This window comes from Pseudooceanicola sp., assembly GCF_029213205.1.
In the GTDB taxonomy this organism is placed as follows: domain Bacteria; phylum Pseudomonadota; class Alphaproteobacteria; order Rhodobacterales; family Rhodobacteraceae; genus Pseudooceanicola.
In genome coordinates, this window is sequence record NZ_JARGNH010000007.1 from 46,810 (window position 1) to 60,948 (window position 14,139).

The 14,139-nt window shown below is 66.1% G+C and carries 13 protein-coding genes and 1 pseudogene; 11 read left to right on the forward strand and 3 right to left on the reverse strand.

All coding sequences use genetic code 11. The features are described 5' to 3' along the window. The first annotated feature begins 76 nt into the window (after nucleotides 1-76). Nucleotides 77-934, forward strand: a complete 858-nt coding sequence (locus tag P1U48_RS07630; protein WP_301068351.1) for an IclR family transcriptional regulator — start codon at nucleotides 77-79, stop codon at nucleotides 932-934. Next, nucleotides 931-2,337, forward strand: coding sequence for a hypothetical protein (locus P1U48_RS07635; RefSeq protein ID WP_301068352.1), 1,407 nt, complete (start codon nucleotides 931-933; stop codon nucleotides 2,335-2,337). Before P1U48_RS07630 ends, P1U48_RS07635 begins: the two co-directional genes overlap by 4 nt. 100 nt (nucleotides 2,338-2,437) lie before the next feature. Here P1U48_RS07635 and P1U48_RS07640 read toward each other — a convergent pair. After that, nucleotides 2,438-2,962 (reverse strand): annotated as a pseudogene (locus tag P1U48_RS07640) (DDE-type integrase/transposase/recombinase); the annotation flags it as partial. Nucleotides 2,963-3,389: 427 nt separating this feature from the next. After that, nucleotides 3,390-3,968, reverse strand: coding sequence for a TlpA disulfide reductase family protein (locus P1U48_RS07645; RefSeq protein ID WP_301068353.1), 579 nt, complete (start codon nucleotides 3,966-3,968; stop codon nucleotides 3,390-3,392). A gap of 21 nt (nucleotides 3,969-3,989) precedes the next feature. Between P1U48_RS07645 and argH the strand changes: the two genes are divergently transcribed. The 5 genes from argH to P1U48_RS07670 all read left to right on the forward strand — a co-directional run bounded on the left by argH (nucleotide 3,990) and on the right by P1U48_RS07670 (nucleotide 9,944). Next, the gene (argH, locus tag P1U48_RS07650) at nucleotides 3,990-5,378 is read left to right on the forward strand and encodes an argininosuccinate lyase (protein ID WP_301068354.1); all 1,389 of its coding nucleotides are present in this window, start codon (nucleotides 3,990-3,992) and stop codon (nucleotides 5,376-5,378) included. A gap of 12 nt (nucleotides 5,379-5,390) precedes the next feature. Then, nucleotides 5,391-5,543 (forward strand): argininosuccinate lyase, encoded by a 153-nt coding sequence (locus P1U48_RS07655; RefSeq protein ID WP_301068355.1) that lies wholly within the window; start codon nucleotides 5,391-5,393, stop codon nucleotides 5,541-5,543. Next, nucleotides 5,543-5,857, forward strand: coding sequence for a DUF2834 domain-containing protein (locus P1U48_RS07660; protein ID WP_301068356.1), 315 nt, complete (start codon nucleotides 5,543-5,545; stop codon nucleotides 5,855-5,857). Before P1U48_RS07655 ends, P1U48_RS07660 begins: the two co-directional genes overlap by 1 nt. A gap of 124 nt (nucleotides 5,858-5,981) precedes the next feature. Continuing rightward, a complete protein-coding gene (gene lysA, locus P1U48_RS07665) occupies nucleotides 5,982-7,247 on the forward strand; it encodes a diaminopimelate decarboxylase (RefSeq protein ID WP_301068357.1) in 1,266 nt (421 codons plus the stop codon). Nucleotides 7,248-7,301: 54 nt separating this feature from the next. Continuing rightward, nucleotides 7,302-9,944, forward strand: coding sequence for a TIGR02302 family protein (locus P1U48_RS07670; RefSeq protein WP_301068358.1), 2,643 nt, complete (start codon nucleotides 7,302-7,304; stop codon nucleotides 9,942-9,944). A 74-nt stretch (nucleotides 9,945-10,018) separates the two neighbouring features. Here P1U48_RS07670 and P1U48_RS07675 read toward each other — a convergent pair whose 3' ends face one another. Continuing rightward, nucleotides 10,019-11,065 (reverse strand): zinc-ribbon domain-containing protein, encoded by a 1,047-nt coding sequence (locus P1U48_RS07675; RefSeq protein ID WP_301068359.1) that lies wholly within the window; start codon nucleotides 11,063-11,065, stop codon nucleotides 10,019-10,021. Nucleotides 11,066-11,226: 161 nt separating this feature from the next. On the opposite strand from P1U48_RS07675, the gene P1U48_RS07680 reads away from it, so the two are divergent. From P1U48_RS07680 to P1U48_RS07695, 4 genes are read left to right on the forward strand one after another with little or no spacing between them, the layout of a single operon-like run. Continuing rightward, entirely contained in the window at nucleotides 11,227-11,904 is a 678-nt protein-coding gene (locus P1U48_RS07680; protein WP_301068360.1) for an ATP-binding cassette domain-containing protein, read from the forward strand. After that, complete coding sequence (locus P1U48_RS07685) at nucleotides 11,901-12,806, forward strand: FtsX-like permease family protein (RefSeq protein ID WP_301068361.1); 906 nt, start codon at nucleotides 11,901-11,903, stop codon at nucleotides 12,804-12,806. Before P1U48_RS07680 ends, P1U48_RS07685 begins: the two co-directional genes overlap by 4 nt. Continuing rightward, nucleotides 12,803-13,564, forward strand: coding sequence for a lysophospholipid acyltransferase family protein (locus tag P1U48_RS07690; RefSeq protein WP_301068362.1), 762 nt, complete (start codon nucleotides 12,803-12,805; stop codon nucleotides 13,562-13,564). The genes P1U48_RS07685 and P1U48_RS07690 overlap by 4 nt, the downstream gene beginning before the upstream one ends. Next, the gene (locus tag P1U48_RS07695) at nucleotides 13,533-14,138 is read left to right on the forward strand and encodes a pyridoxamine 5'-phosphate oxidase family protein (RefSeq protein ID WP_301068363.1); all 606 of its coding nucleotides are present in this window, start codon (nucleotides 13,533-13,535) and stop codon (nucleotides 14,136-14,138) included. Before P1U48_RS07690 ends, P1U48_RS07695 begins: the two co-directional genes overlap by 32 nt. Nucleotide 14,139: the final 1 nt, after the last annotated feature.

The following is a 14,139-nucleotide window of genomic DNA, read 5'->3' on the forward strand; positions in this document are numbered from 1 at the left end:
GCAGGCGCGCCGCAGGCCGTTGACTCGCTAAGCCACTGAAAGGCCGAGAAATGCCGCCGCAAGCCCGGATCCGCAAATGACAGAGGGGCGAAATCCTGACCCTGCGTCCGATTCGACGGCCGCTCTGCCACCTCACGCCCCCGGCAAGGATCGGCATTTTGTCGCCGCCCTGGCCCGGGGCCTGCGGATCCTGCGCTGTTTCAGCGCCGAACGCCCGACCCTTGGCACCTCGGAGATCGCCCGGCTGACCGGATTGCCGCAACCGACGGTCTGGCGCGCCTGCCACACCTTGCTGGAAACCGGTTATCTGGTCCCGGATGGTGACAGCGGGCGAATGCGGCTGGGGGCCGGCTGTCTGGCGCTTGGCCATGCGGTGCTGGCCACCCAGCCGATGACCCAAGTCGCCCAGGGGCTGATGCAGCGCCTGGCCAACCGCTTTACCAGCGCCTTGGCCCTGGCCGAACGCGACGGCGATGCAATGATCGTCACCATGCGGGTGCAGGGCCCCTCGACCATGCTGATGAATATCCCGGTGGGATCGCGGATGCCGATCCTGTCTTCGGCCCTCGGCTGGGCCTATCTGGCCGAACTGGCCGAGGCGCCGCGCGCCGCGCTGATCGAAATGCTGCGCCACGACGAAGCCGAGCGCTGGGATCAGCTTGGCCCGGCCATCGACGCCGCCATGACCCAGTATCGCAACCATGGCTATCTGGTGAACCGAGGCTATTTCCACCCGCGCGTCGCCTCCTGCGGGGTGGCGTTCCGACTGCCCGGCGCGACGCCAGAGCAGAGTCGGATCTATGCCCTGAATTGCGGCGGCCCGGCGGCCCAGTTCAACGATGCGCTGATCACCAATGAAATCGCCCCCGCGCTGATCGAGATGACCCAGAGCCTGCGCGCCGCACTGCCACACCCCAGAAAGGACACCACGTGAGCGACACCCAGGCCGAGCAGACCCACAGCGCAACCCGTTCCAGCCCGCGCGCCATCCTCGCCACCCTGCTGATGGTGTCGATCATGGCGACCAGCGTCGCGGTGGCCGCCGGTGCCGATGGGCCGGTGCTGCTGGCCGGCGGGCTGAGCACCGCGCTGTTCGTGCTGCTGCGTGCCCACAGCATTCCCGGCAATGTCTGGCGCACCGGCGGTGCGATGCTGGTGATCGCCGCCGTGGTCCTGGGCTTTGCCGAGGATCCGCAGGCGGTGGCCGAACGCGGGCTGCGCACCACCGTCGCCTTTCTGTCGATCATCTCGGCGGTGTCGCTGCTGGGCGCCCGGGCCGAGGCCAGCCAATCGGTGCGCGCGGTCGGCAAGAAACTGGGCGCAGCGGCGCGCCAGGGCCGGTATGGCCCGGTCGCCTATCTGTCACAGCTGATGGCCGGGGGCCTGTCGCTGGCCGGAATCACGGTGCTGTCCTCGGCGGTGGCGGGCGACCTTGGCGAAGACGGATCAGAGGCGCAGAAACGGCTGGCCTTTTCCGCCATCCTGCGCGGCTTTTGCGGGGCCATCGCCTGGACGCCGATGATGGGCAACATGGCGCTGATGCTGGCGATCTACGGGCTCGACTGGCCGCAGATCCTGCCGCTCAACCTCAGCATGTCGCTGGCGATGGTGACTCTGAGTGTGCTGTTCGAGGCCAGCCGGCGCGACCGCATCAAACGCGGCCCGCTGCCCGAAGGCTTTGCCGCGATGGCGGCGCGGTTGTTCCTGGTGCTGACGTTGGTGGTGCCGGTGATGCTGGGCGCCACCGCGCTGCTGGGCCTGCCGGTGTCGGGGATCATCGTGCTGCTGTCCAGCTTCGCCGCGATGCTCTGGGCCTGGGTCGAGGGCCACCCTCGCGATGTCGCGCCGCCGTTGCTGGTGCTGCGCGACGCCCGCGACCGGTTCCCCGGATTCGCCAGCGAGGCACTGCTGTTCCTTGGCGCCGGTCTGGCCTCCTCTGCCGTCGCCGGGGTGATCCCCACCGATGTCGCCGCCATAGCGGGCGGGTTGATGCTGGGCTCGGCGGGGCTGTTTTTCCTGTTCTGCGTCACGGTGATCGGCGGCACGGCGATTGCCGGGTTGCATCCGGCGCTGGTGGCCCTGCTGCTGGCGCATACGTTGCCACCGGCGACCACCGGGATCGACCCGCAGGCGCATTTCGCCGGGCTGATGCTGGCCTGGGGGCTGACCACCACCGTGGGCCCATTCACCATCATCGGGCTGATGCTGTCGCGGATCATCGGGCGATCCTCAACCACCGTCACCGTCGGCTGGAACCTTGGCCTGGTGCTGGCCATCGCCCCGGCGACGGCGCTGCTGCTTGAGTTGCTGGCGCGGCTGCGCCTGGCACTGCTCTGATCCGCGCCCGGGTGATGTTCTGAACCACCCCGTGTTTGCCGGCGGCTGATTTCGGTTCGTTCCGCGACCATGTGTTCAGTTTCCAGAACCGCGTAGAAGTTGCCTCCGCTTCCGCTGGCGGGATGTTCCCGACCGGCTCGAGCAGGCGGCGGTTGTTCAACCAATTGACCCAGTCGAGGGTGGCGTATTCGGCGGCCTCGAAATTGCGCCAGGGCCTGCGACGATGGATGACCACGGCCTTGAACAGGTCGTTGATCGTCCCCGCCAGGGCGGTGTCAGAGCTGTCGCCGACACTGCCGACGGAGGGGGCGATGCCCGCCTCGCCCAGCCTCTCGGTGTATTTTATCAACAGGTATTGAGACCGCGGTCGGAATCGTGGACAAGCGCCCGCGCCTTTGACCGGACGCCGGTCGTGAACGGCCTGTTCCAGGGCGTCGAGCACGAAGCCTGCATGCGCTGTCTGGCTCGCCCGCCAGCCGACGATCCAGCGTGCGTAGGCGTCGATGACGAAAGCGACATGGACGCGCGCCCTCCAAGTGGCGACATGGGTGAAATCGCTGACCCAGAGCATGTTCGGCGTGGGCACACGGAACGGCTGCTTCAGCTTGTCCAACGGGCATGGAGAGGTGGCTCCGGACATCTGAACGGCCGGGACAAGTGGATTTTCCGTGCAACAGCGGCAGGATGCTGCGAGCAGGGAGAAGACCATGGCAAGACGACCCTGATCGAACTGGCGCAGGAGTTCGACAGCCATCCGAAGCAGATCAAGCAGTGGCGCGACCAGCTGCTTGAGGGCGCGACCGGGGTGTTCGGTGGCGGCCCGAAGCCCGCGCCGGGATCGGCCGCTATCCCGACTTCTACAACAGCCGCCGACCGCATGCATCGCGTGACGGCCGGACGCCCGACCAGTCTGACTTCAACCCGCCGATGCCCGAGGCGGTGGCGGTGGCGGTGGCGGTGCAACCGGGGCGGAAAACCACTTGGAAAACGCCCGGAACCTGTTCAGATCAACCGAGCCACCTCTCATATCCCCGCCGGAGGTTTTTCGATTTTCAACGAAAATCGGAACCCGCCGGCGCGGCAATCAGCCCGGCGACCAGCGCCCGCGCCGCCTCCGAATGCCAATCCGCCGGCCCGACCAGCCGCGCCAATTCCCGGCCCTCCCGGTCCAGAATCATCGTCACCGGCAGGCCGAACACCCCGGCACCACGCGCCAGAACCGAGCGCGGATCGCGGTATTTCGGCAGGTTGTCCACCGCCACCTCGGCAAAGAATTTGTCGATGGCAGGCAAGGCGTTGGGCCCGGTGGCCAGGGTCACCACCGCGAATTCCTCGCCGCCGAATTCGGCCTCCAGCGCCGACAGGGTCGCCATCTCTTCGCGGCAGGGCGCGCACCAGACCGCCCAGAAGTTCAGCACCACGATCTGGCCGCGATACATCTCCAGTCCGGCCTTGCCGCCTGGCGCATCGAATTCCGCCTCTGGCAACGGGCGCGGCGCGCCGTGCACCGCCAGGCCTTTCAACGCCTCGCCCTTGTGTGTGGCGATAACCTCCTGCATCGGTCCGGCGAGGGCGGCGTTTGCACCAAGCATCAAGCCCGTATAAAGCAGCGCTAGTTTCAAAAACTTCATGTGACCTCCGAAAGGTGCCCGATGAGCGATCAGACCTCGAACCGGATGTGGGGTGGCCGTTTTGCCGCCGGACCGGATGCGATCATGGAGGCGATAAACGCCTCGATCGGATTCGACCAGCGGCTTGCGGCGCAGGACATCGCAGGCTCTCGCGCCCATGCCGCGATGCTCGCGGCGCAGGGTATCATCAGCGATAGCGATGCCAAGGCGATCCGGGAAGGGCTGCTCACGATCTTGTCAGAGATCGAGGCCGGCAATTTCAATTTCTCCACCGCGCTGGAAGACATCCATATGAATGTCGAGGCGCGGCTGAAAGATCTGATCGGCGAACCGGCGGGGCGGCTGCACACCGGGCGCTCGCGCAATGATCAGGTCGCCACCGATTTCCGGCTCTGGGTCCGCGATCAGATCGACGCGGCCACCGGCGGGCTGCGGGCGCTGATTGCCGCCCTGCTGGCCCAGGCCGAGGCCGGTGCCGATTGGGTGATGCCCGGCTTTACCCATCTGCAGACCGCGCAGCCGGTGACCTGGGGCCACCACATGCTGGCCTATGTCGAAATGTTCGCCCGCGACCTGTCACGCTTTACCGATGCCCGCGCCCGGATGAACGAAAGCCCGCTGGGCGCCGCCGCGCTGGCCGGAACCTCGTTCCCGATTGACCGCGAGATGACCGCAAAGGCGCTCGGATTCGACCGGCCGATGGCGAATTCGCTCGACGCGGTGTCGGACCGGGATTTCGCGCTGGAATTCCTCTCCTGCGCCTCGATCTGCGCGATGCATCTGTCGCGGATGGCCGAAGAGCTGGTGATCTGGTCCTCGGCGCAGTTCCGCTTTGTCACCCTGTCGGACCGGTTTTCCACCGGGTCCTCGATCATGCCGCAGAAAAAGAACCCCGACGCGGCCGAGCTGATCCGCGCCAAGATCGGCCGGATTTTCGGCGCCAATGTCGCGCTAATGATGGTGATGAAAGGGCTGCCGCTGGCCTATTCCAAGGACATGCAAGAGGACAAGGAACAGGTGTTTGACGCAGCCGACAGCCTGATGCTGGCGCTGGCGGCGATGACCGGCATGGTCGGCGACATGAGCGCCAATCGCGAGGTTCTGCGCGGCGCCGCCTCTGCCGGGTTCTCGACAGCCACCGACCTGGCTGACTGGCTGGTCAGCGCCCTCGGCCTGCCGTTCCGGGAGGCGCATCACGCCACCGGCGCGCTGGTCGCCATGGCCGAGAAAAAGGGCTGCGACCTGCCGGATCTGTCGCTGCAGGAATTGCAGAGTGTGCATCCGGATATCACCCAGGAGGTCTATTCGGTGCTGGGTGTCGACAATTCGGTTGCCAGCCGCGCCTCCTATGGCGGAACCTCGCCGCAGCAGGTGCGCGCCCAGGTCGCCCGCTGGACCGAAAAACTGTAGGAGAGCCGGATAATGAAATCACTGATCGCGATGGCGCTTGTCGCCCTGCTTGCCGCCTGTGGTGTCGATGGCGAACCGATCCCACCAACCCGCGCCAAGGCCGCGCCCAGTGATGGGATCCGGATTTCCGGCGAGGCCCGTGTCGGCGTGGTGAAAACCTTCTGATGTCGCCGCTGCGGCTGATCTATCTGGGGCTGGCGCTCTGGGGGGCGGTGCATCCGATGGCCTATGTCATCGCCTGGTTCTCGGCGAACGGGCTCAGCCTCTCCGGCCTGATCGCCGCCTGGCAGGCCAATGCCGCCAGCGCCGGGTTGCTCTGGGATCTGGCGATTGCCGGGATTGCCCTGAGCATCTGGATCATCGCCGAGGTGCTGGTGCGGCGCAACTGGACGGCGCTGCTGGCGATCCCGGCGACATTCCTGATCGGGCTCGGCTGCGGGTTGCCGCTCTATCTGTTCCTGCGCACCCGCCCGGTCTGACCGCCACGCCAGACCGCGCCCGGGATGGCAGGCGGTCGGCGCGAAACCCGACATTGGCAACCACCTTCCCGCCCCGGCGGCAACCTGCTAAATGCCGCTGCGAACAAGGTCAGGGACGACAATAATGGATCATTTCCTCTACCGCGACGGCAGCCTCCATGCCGAGGACGTGCCACTGGCCGAAATCGCGGCAAGTGTCGGCACCCCGTTCTATGTCTATTCCACCGCCACCCTGACCCGGCATTTCCGGCTGTTCGACGAGGCGCTGGCGCCGATGCCGCATCTGGTCTGCTACGCGATGAAGGCCGCCTCGAACCAGGCGATCCTGAAAACCCTGGCCGATCTCGGCGCCGGGATGGATGTGGTTTCGGGCGGGGAATACGCCCGCGCCATCGCCGCCGGGGTGCCTGGTGAGCGGATCGTGTTCTCTGGCGTCGGCAAGACCCGCATCGAAATGCACGCCGCGCTCAGCGCCGGGATTCGCCAGTTCAACGTCGAATCCGAACCGGAAATGCGGGCGCTGAACGAGGTTGCCCAATCGCTGGGCGTAAAAGCGCCGATCGCGATTCGGGTGAACCCGGATGTCGATGCCAGGACTCATGCCAAGATCGCCACAGGCAAATCGGAAAACAAGTTCGGCATCCCGATCAGCCGCGCCCGTGCCGTCTATGCCGAGGCCGCCACTCTGCCCGGCCTCGATGTCATCGGCATCGACGTGCATATCGGATCGCAACTGACCGAGCTGGCCCCCTATCGCACCGCCTTTGAAAAGATCGCCGAACTGACCGACGCCCTGCGCGCCGATGGCCATGACATCCGCCGTCTCGACCTCGGCGGCGGCCTTGGCATTCCCTATACCCAGGACAATCAGGCGCCGCCTTTGCCCCTGGAATATGGAAATCTGATCAAAGAGATACTTGGCGACAAGGGCTGCGAGATCGAGATCGAGCCGGGCCGTCTGGTGGTCGGCAATGCCGGGCTGCTGGTGGCCCAGGTGATCTATGTGAAATCCGGCGAAGACCGCGATTTCCTGATCCTCGACGCGGCGATGAACGACCTGCTGCGCCCGGCGATGTATGACGCGCATCACGACATCGTGCCGGTGATCCAACCCGCCCCCGGCACCGAACGTCAGCCCTATGACGTGGTCGGCCCGGTCTGCGAAAGCGGTGATACCTTTGCCAAGGCGCGGCGGCTGACGCCGCTGGCCGCTGGCGATCTGGTCGGCTTTCGCTCGGCCGGGGCTTATGGCGCGGTGATGGCCAGCGAATACAATTCCCGCCCATTGATCCCCGAGGTTCTGGTCAATGGCGATCAATTCGCTGTCATCCGTCCAAGGCCGAGCTTTGACGAGATGATAAAGCGCGATACGCTTCCGCCATGGCTGTGAGGCAGAAGCGGTGGCAGCTGGCCGCCGCAGCCGGCAACCGGCCAGGACCAGGGCATGGCTGACCAGACACCGAACCGCAGCGCTACGGCGCAACAGACCGATCCGCAAAGCCTGGCCTTGCTGCGCCGGACCCTGCGCCGTCTGCGCCTGCCGCTGGCGCTGACCCGGATCGGGCTGTTCGCCGAACGCGGCGCCCGCGCCTTCTGGCCGCTGTGGACGCTGCTGATCGCGGTGCTGGCAGTGCTGATGCTGGGGCTGCAGGATCTGGCCAGCGTCGAAACCGTCTGGGCCACCGGGGTGCTGTCGCTGATGGCGGCGCTGTGGTTCCTGGTACGCGGGTTCATGAAATTCCGCTGGGTCAGCCGTGAAGACGCCTTTCAACGCCTCGATGCCTCGCTGGTCGGACGGCCGCTGACCACCCTGCGCGATGCCCAGGCGCTGGGGGCGGGCGATGCCGCTTCGGCCCGGATCTGGGCGGTGCATCAGGGCCGGATGGCGGATCGCGCGGCAGATGCCAAGGCGGTAGAGCCCGATCTGCGGGTCGCCCGGTTTGATCCCTTTGGTATGCGCTATGTGGCGCTGACCGCGCTCTTTGTCGCGCTGCTGTTCGGGTCGGTCTGGCGAGTCAGCTCGGTTGTCGGCATGACGCCGGGCGGATCGGCGCTGGCCGCTGGGCCCAGCTGGGAAGGTTGGGTCGAACCGCCCGCCTATACCGGGCTGCCGGTGATCTATCTCAACGATATCGACGCGGGCGACCTCGCGGTTGCCGAGGGCAGCCGGTTGACCCTGCGGTTTTACGGCCAGGTCGGCGCCCTCAGCGTCGATGAAACGGTCTCGGGCCGGGTCGGCGAAAAGCCCGATCCGACCAACCCGGCGCAGGATTTCACCATCGCCCGCACTGGCGAGCTGACCATCGACGGCCCCGGTGGCCGTGCCTGGGATTTGATCGTGATCCACGACACCACGCCGACCATCGCCCTCTCCGGCAAGGCCGAGACGAATTTCGAAGGCCGGATGACCCTGCCGTTCAGCGCCACTGACGATTATGGTATCACCGGCGGCGAAGCGGTGATCACCCTGGATCTGGACCGGATCGACCGCCGCTATGGGCTGGCCCTGCCGCCTGAGGCCCGCGATCCGATCGTTTTGCCGCTGCCGATCCCGATCGCCGGGTCGCGGTCGCAATTCGAAGAGAATCTGATCGACGATTTCTCAAAACACCCCTGGGCCAACATGCCGGTACGGATCGACCTGTCGGCGCTGGACGCGGCCGAGCAGACCGGCCGCGCCGAGGCGCTGGAAATCACCCTCGCCGCCCGCCGCTTCTTTGACCCGCTGGCCGCGACGGTGATCGAACTGCGTCGTGATCTGCTGTGGAACCGCGCCAATGCCCGCCGGGTGGTGCAGTTGATGAAGGCGGTGTCGTGGAAGCCCGACGGGCTGTTCCGCAAGGAAACCGCCTATCTGCGCTATCGCACCATCATGCGGCGGCTGAATACGGTCAGCAGCCACAATGCGTTGACCACCGCGAAACGCGACGAAATCGCCGAGGCGATGTGGGATCTGGCGCTGCTGATCGAAGAAGGCGACATCGGCGACGCGATGGAACGGATGCGCGCCGCACAGGAAAAGCTGACCGAAGCCATGAAGAACGGCGCTTCGGATCAGGAAATCGCCCGGCTGATGCAAGAATTGCGCGACGCGACCAAGGATTACATGCGGCAATTGTCGCAACAAGCCCAACGCGACCAGCAAGAGCGCAACAGCGAAAGCGCCGAGAACCAGCAGCAGCAGGACCGCCTGCGGATGACGCAGGACGATCTGCAAAGGATGATGGACCGGATCCAGCAGCTGATGGAAGAAGGCAAGATGGCCGAGGCCCAGCAGGCCTTGGACGAATTGCAGCGGATGATGGAAAACATGCGCGTCACCCAAGGCGAGGGTGGCCAGGGTCAATCCCCCGGTGATCAGGCGATGGACGGGCTGAGCGAAACCCTGCGCGACCAGCAGGGGCTGAGCGATCAGGCCTTCCGCGACCTGCAGGAGCAATTCAACCCCGGGGCCAATGCCGGCCAGAGCCAGGGCAACGAGGGCCGCAATGGCGGCCAGGGCCGAGGTCAATCGCATGAGGGCCAGGGCAGCGACGGCCAGAACCAGTCCGGTCAGGGCCAGCAGGGTCAGGCCAACGGTGGCGGCAATGACGAACGCTCGCTCGCCCAGCGCCAGGAACAGCTGCGCCGCGAGCTTGAGCGTCAGCGCGGCGGCCTTCCCGATATCGGTGGCGAGGCCGGTCGCGCCGCGCGCGAGGCGCTGAACCGCGCCGAGGGCGCGATGCGCGACGCCGAGGACGCGCTGAAAGGCGACGATCTGGCCGCGGCCATCGACAAACAGGCCGAAGCGATGGATGCGTTGCGCGAAGGCATGCGCAACCTGGGCGAGGCGCTGGCCGAACAGCAGCGCGAGATGCGCGGCGGCCAGGGCGATATGCAGGGCAATGTCGGCGGTGAGCGCAACGACCCGCTTGGCCGCAACGCTGGCAGCAACGGCCAGCTGGGCAATGATCAGAACATGTTGCAGGGCGAGGACGTGTATCGCCGGGCGCGTGAATTGCTGGACGAAATCCGCCGCCGCTCGGGCGAAGGCGCCCGTCCCGAGATCGAGCTGGACTACCTGCGGCGGTTGATGGAGCGGTTCTAGACGGGGACTGCTCGAGGCGGGGATGCCGGACCGGCGATCAGCACCCGGCGATCCATCGGCACAAGATCACCGGCTCAACCGTCGGCGCTCATCTCATTCAGCCAGACCAGCAGCTTGCCAACCTGCCCGTCCAGCCAGAACCGAAAGTCATTGGCCACGGCCACATAGGTCTGGACCTCGTCGGCCAGCGCCGGAACCTTTAGCGCGATCCAATCGGCCCGCAGGTAGATCAGCACCAGCATCGCGGTGAGCAACAGAACCAGCCCAAATCCGGTGCGGAAACTGCGCCGCTGTTCGCGGGCATCCGTCACCTCTTCGGATGGCGGGCGCTCCGGCTCTGCGTCCTTGGTTCTGAGCGAGGAATTGATCTCTTCGATATCGGGCAGCAATTCGCGCCGCGATTCGACCTGCGCCTCACCATCCACGGCGCTGCCGCTGGCATCGGGGTGCCGTAACGGCGGTGGCACCGGCATGCCGCGCAGCTTGGCCACGTGTTCGCGGCTTTCGCGTTCCCGGCGCTGCACTTCGTTTTCCGGATCGCCAAGGCCCAGGTCCGGCTGACTTTCCAGCGGATCGGGCGCCCTGGCGCGCACCTTGGCGTTAAACGCCGCCTCTTCCTGCAGGACCGATTTCACTTCGGGCTTCAACTCACGCCGGGTCGGCGGGATCGGCGGCAGGTCATCGAGGCCGGGATTGTCCTCCTCCGGCGCCGCGTCCTCCGTATCGGCTCCATACAGCGCGTCATCCGGGCTGCCTTCGAAACCACCGTCGAAACCGGCATCAAAGGCATCTTCGTCTTCGTCCTCATAAGAGTCGGAGTCGTCCGCGGAATCCGACAGCATCATGTCGAACGCTTCATCGGCCTCTGCGGCGGCGTCATATTCCGCTGCGTCTTCACCGGCCTCGTCGTCCGGCGCCGCAGCTGATGCCTCGGACCCGGCCGACGCCGCATCGAGCGCCTCATCAACGCCAGCCTCTTCATCGGTCTCGGGCGTGTTGTCAGGATGGTACTGGAACCAGGTGATCCCGCAATTTGAGCATTGGACATCACGCCCCTCAGTCGGAACGACTTCGGTGGGCACCTCATATTGTGCGCCGCAATTCGGGCAAACCAGCCGCATCAATCCTCCTTGCCGGTGGGACGGCAAGCCAAGTGACCCCATTGCACCTACCATATGTTGTTATCGGCTCACAGAAAAGAGCAAACCCGGCCGGGCTTTCGACATTGAAAGCGGCGTGACACTTGTGCAAAAGGGGGCCAACGGCCTTTGGGGGGCTTGCGGTGATAGAACTTGAAAACGTGGCCTATAATTACGGCGGCGGAGAGCTTCTCAGCGACGTGACCCTGAAGGTTGCGCCGGGCTCGTTCCATTTCCTCACCGGCCCCTCCGGTTCGGGTAAAACCACCTTGCTGAAACTCTGCTACGCGGCGCTGATCCCGACCTCGGGCCATGCGACGCTGTTTGACCGGGATGTGCGCGAGATGGACCGCGACGGCATTGCCCTGGCACGGCGCCGGATCGGGGTGGTGCATCAGGATTGCCAATTCCTCGACCATCTGTCGATTGCCGAAAACGTGGCTCTGCCGCTGGTGGTGTCAGGGCGCGATGCGCTGGCGGAACAGGCCAATCTCAAGGACCTGCTGTCCTGGGTCGGGCTCAGCCAGCGCGCCAATGCGCTGCCGCCGGAATTGTCGGGCGGTGAACGCCAGCGCGCGGCACTGGCCCGGGCGGTGATCATGTCGCCGGACGTGATCCTGGCGGATGAACCCACCGGCAACGTCGATTGGGACATGTCACAACGGCTGCTGACCCTGCTGGTCGAGCTGAACCGGATGGGCAAGACGGTGATGGTCGCCACCCATGACCTGGGCCTGATCCGCGCCGCCAAATCCCAGGTCCAGGCCCGGGTGCTGCGGATTGCCGCCCGCCGGGTGCAATTGGCGGGGGCGGACCTATGATTGGCGCGCTGTCACGTTTCGCCACCCTGATGGCGGGCGATGCCCAGGCCGACCGGGTGGTGCCGCCGACCGGCTTCACCGCCCATCTGACCCTGTTCTCGGCGGCGGTGATGACCTTTCTTGCGGTCTTTGCCCTGGCGCTGTCACTGGCCACCGGGCGTCTGGCCGAGCGCTGGTCGAGCGAGCTTGCCCGCTCCTCCACCCTGCGGATATCGGCGCCGGTCGAACAGATCGCCGAACAGACCCAGGCGGCGCTGCGGGTGCTGAACACCACCGAGGGCGTCGCCTCGGCCCGGGCCCTGACCGCCGAAGAGCAACGCGCCCTGCTGGCGCCCTGGTTCGGCCCGGACGTGCCGGTCGAGGATCTGCCGATCCCGCAGCTGATCGAGATCATCGAGGATGCCAAGGGCTATGACGCCGCCGGTCTGCGGCTGCGCCTGCAGGCCGAGGTGCCCGGTGCCGTGCTTGATGATCACACCCGCTGGCGGCGTCCGCTGGTGCGCGCCGCCAGCCGGTTGCGGATGCTGGGACTGGTGTCGATCCTTATGATCGGCGCGGCTATGGCGGCGATGATCACCCTGGCCGCCCAGGCGGCGCTGGCCGCCAATGCCCAGGTGATCGCGGTGCTGCGCCTGGTCGGCGCCCGCGACATCTATATCAGCAACGCCTTTGTGCGCCGCTTCACCCTGCGCGCCCTGGCCGGGGCCGGGGCGGGCATGGTGCTGGGGGCGCTGGCGATTCTGCTGCTGCCCGCCGCGCAGGACGAGGGCGGCTTTCTCACCGGCCTTGGCTTCCAGGGCTGGCATTGGCTCTGGCCGCTGGTGCTGCCGCCCGCCGCCGGGGCCGTCGCCTTTGTCGCAACCCGCAACGCCGCGCAACGCAGTCTGAGGTCGATGCCATGAGACGGGGACCGCTCCAATACATCGCCTCCATTCTCTATATCTTCCTGTTCTACCTGATGATGCCGATCTATGGCCTGCTCTATCTGCCCTGGGCGATCGTTTCGCGCGATGGCGCGTTGCAGGCCCTGCATGCCTATACCAGAGCGGTGCGCTGGAGCGCGCGCTGGATGATCGGCATTCGCACCGAAATACGCGGCACCGTGCCCACCGGCGAGGTTCTGATCTGCGCCAAGCATCAGTCGCTGCTGGATGTGATGCTGATCTTCAACGCGGTGCCAAAGCCGAAATTCATCATGAAGTCGATCCTGAAATACGCGCCGGTCCTCGGTTGGTATGCGATGCGCATCGGCACCATCACCGTTAACCGCGGGCGTCGGGCCGAAGCGATCCGCGAGATGATGGATGGGGTCAAGGCTGGTGTCTATCAGGGCGGCCAGCTGATCATCTATCCGCAGGGCACCCGGGTCCCGCCAGGTCAGCATGAGCCCTACAAGGTCGGGGCGGCGGTGCTCTATGGCGAGATGAACCAGACCTGCATTCCGGTGGCCACCAATGTCGGCCTGTTCTGGCCCAAGCGCAGCCTGCTGCGCAAACCCGGGCTGGCGGTGATCGAATTTCTCGAACCGATCCCGCCGGGCCTGCCGCGCCGCAAATTCCTGGAATTGCTGGAGGCCCGGATCGAGGCCGGGTCCAATGCGTTGATGCGCGAAGGAGGGTTCGATCCCGATGCAGTTCCTGACCACGATCGCGGCGCTTGAGGCGCTGTATGGCACCCCTGGTGAAACCTCGCTGCGCAAGGTCGCGCATCATCTGACGCCGGAGTACCGCGACTGGATCATGGCTTCGCGGTTCTGCGTGATCTCGACAGTCGGGCCCGAAGGCACCGATGCCAGCCCCCGCGGCGATGACGGCCCGGTGGTCCGGGCGCTGGATGATCGCCACCTCGCCCTGCCCGACTGGGCCGGCAACAACCGCATCGACACCCTACGCAATATCCTGCGCGACGACCGGGCCTCGCTGATGTTCCTGGTGCCCGGATCGAACAATGTGGTCCGGGTGAATGGCTGCGCCCGGGTGACCGCCGACGCGACGCTTCGGCAAAGCTTTGAGCGGCAAGGCAAACAGCCGCGCAGCGTGGTGGTGCTGCAGATCGACGAGGTATATTTCCAATGCGCCCGGGCGCTGCTGCGTTCGCGGCTCTGGTCCGGCGCGGATGACAGCGCGGGCCTGCCAAGTGCAGGTGCCCTGCTGGCGGCCTTGACCGATGGCGCGGTCGGCGGCGCGGATTATGACCGCGACTGGCCGGAGCGCGCGGCCAAATCGCTGTGGTGAT

Excerpts from the sequence above, each read along its gene's own strand:
- P1U48_RS07685 (WP_301068361.1), top strand. The coding sequence starts at position 11,901 with ATGATTGGCGCGCTGTCACGTTTCGCCACCCTGATGGCGGGCGATGCC.
- P1U48_RS07670 (WP_301068358.1), top strand. The coding sequence starts at position 7,302 with ATGGCTGACCAGACACCGAACCGCAGCGCTACGGCGCAACAGACCGAT.
- P1U48_RS07695 (WP_301068363.1), top strand. The coding sequence starts at position 13,533 with ATGCAGTTCCTGACCACGATCGCGGCGCTTGAGGCGCTGTATGGCACC.
- argH (WP_301068354.1), top strand. The coding sequence starts at position 3,990 with ATGAGCGATCAGACCTCGAACCGGATGTGGGGTGGCCGTTTTGCCGCC.
- P1U48_RS07660 (WP_301068356.1), top strand. The coding sequence starts at position 5,543 with ATGTCGCCGCTGCGGCTGATCTATCTGGGGCTGGCGCTCTGGGGGGCG.
- P1U48_RS07645 (WP_301068353.1), bottom strand. The coding sequence starts at position 3,968 with ATGAAGTTTTTGAAACTAGCGCTGCTTTATACGGGCTTGATGCTTGGT.
- P1U48_RS07630 (WP_301068351.1), top strand. The coding sequence starts at position 77 with ATGACAGAGGGGCGAAATCCTGACCCTGCGTCCGATTCGACGGCCGCT.
- P1U48_RS07690 (WP_301068362.1), top strand. The coding sequence starts at position 12,803 with ATGAGACGGGGACCGCTCCAATACATCGCCTCCATTCTCTATATCTTC.
- lysA (WP_301068357.1), top strand. The coding sequence starts at position 5,982 with ATGGATCATTTCCTCTACCGCGACGGCAGCCTCCATGCCGAGGACGTG.
- P1U48_RS07675 (WP_301068359.1), bottom strand. The coding sequence starts at position 11,065 with ATGCGGCTGGTTTGCCCGAATTGCGGCGCACAATATGAGGTGCCCACC.
- P1U48_RS07655 (WP_301068355.1), top strand. The coding sequence starts at position 5,391 with ATGAAATCACTGATCGCGATGGCGCTTGTCGCCCTGCTTGCCGCCTGT.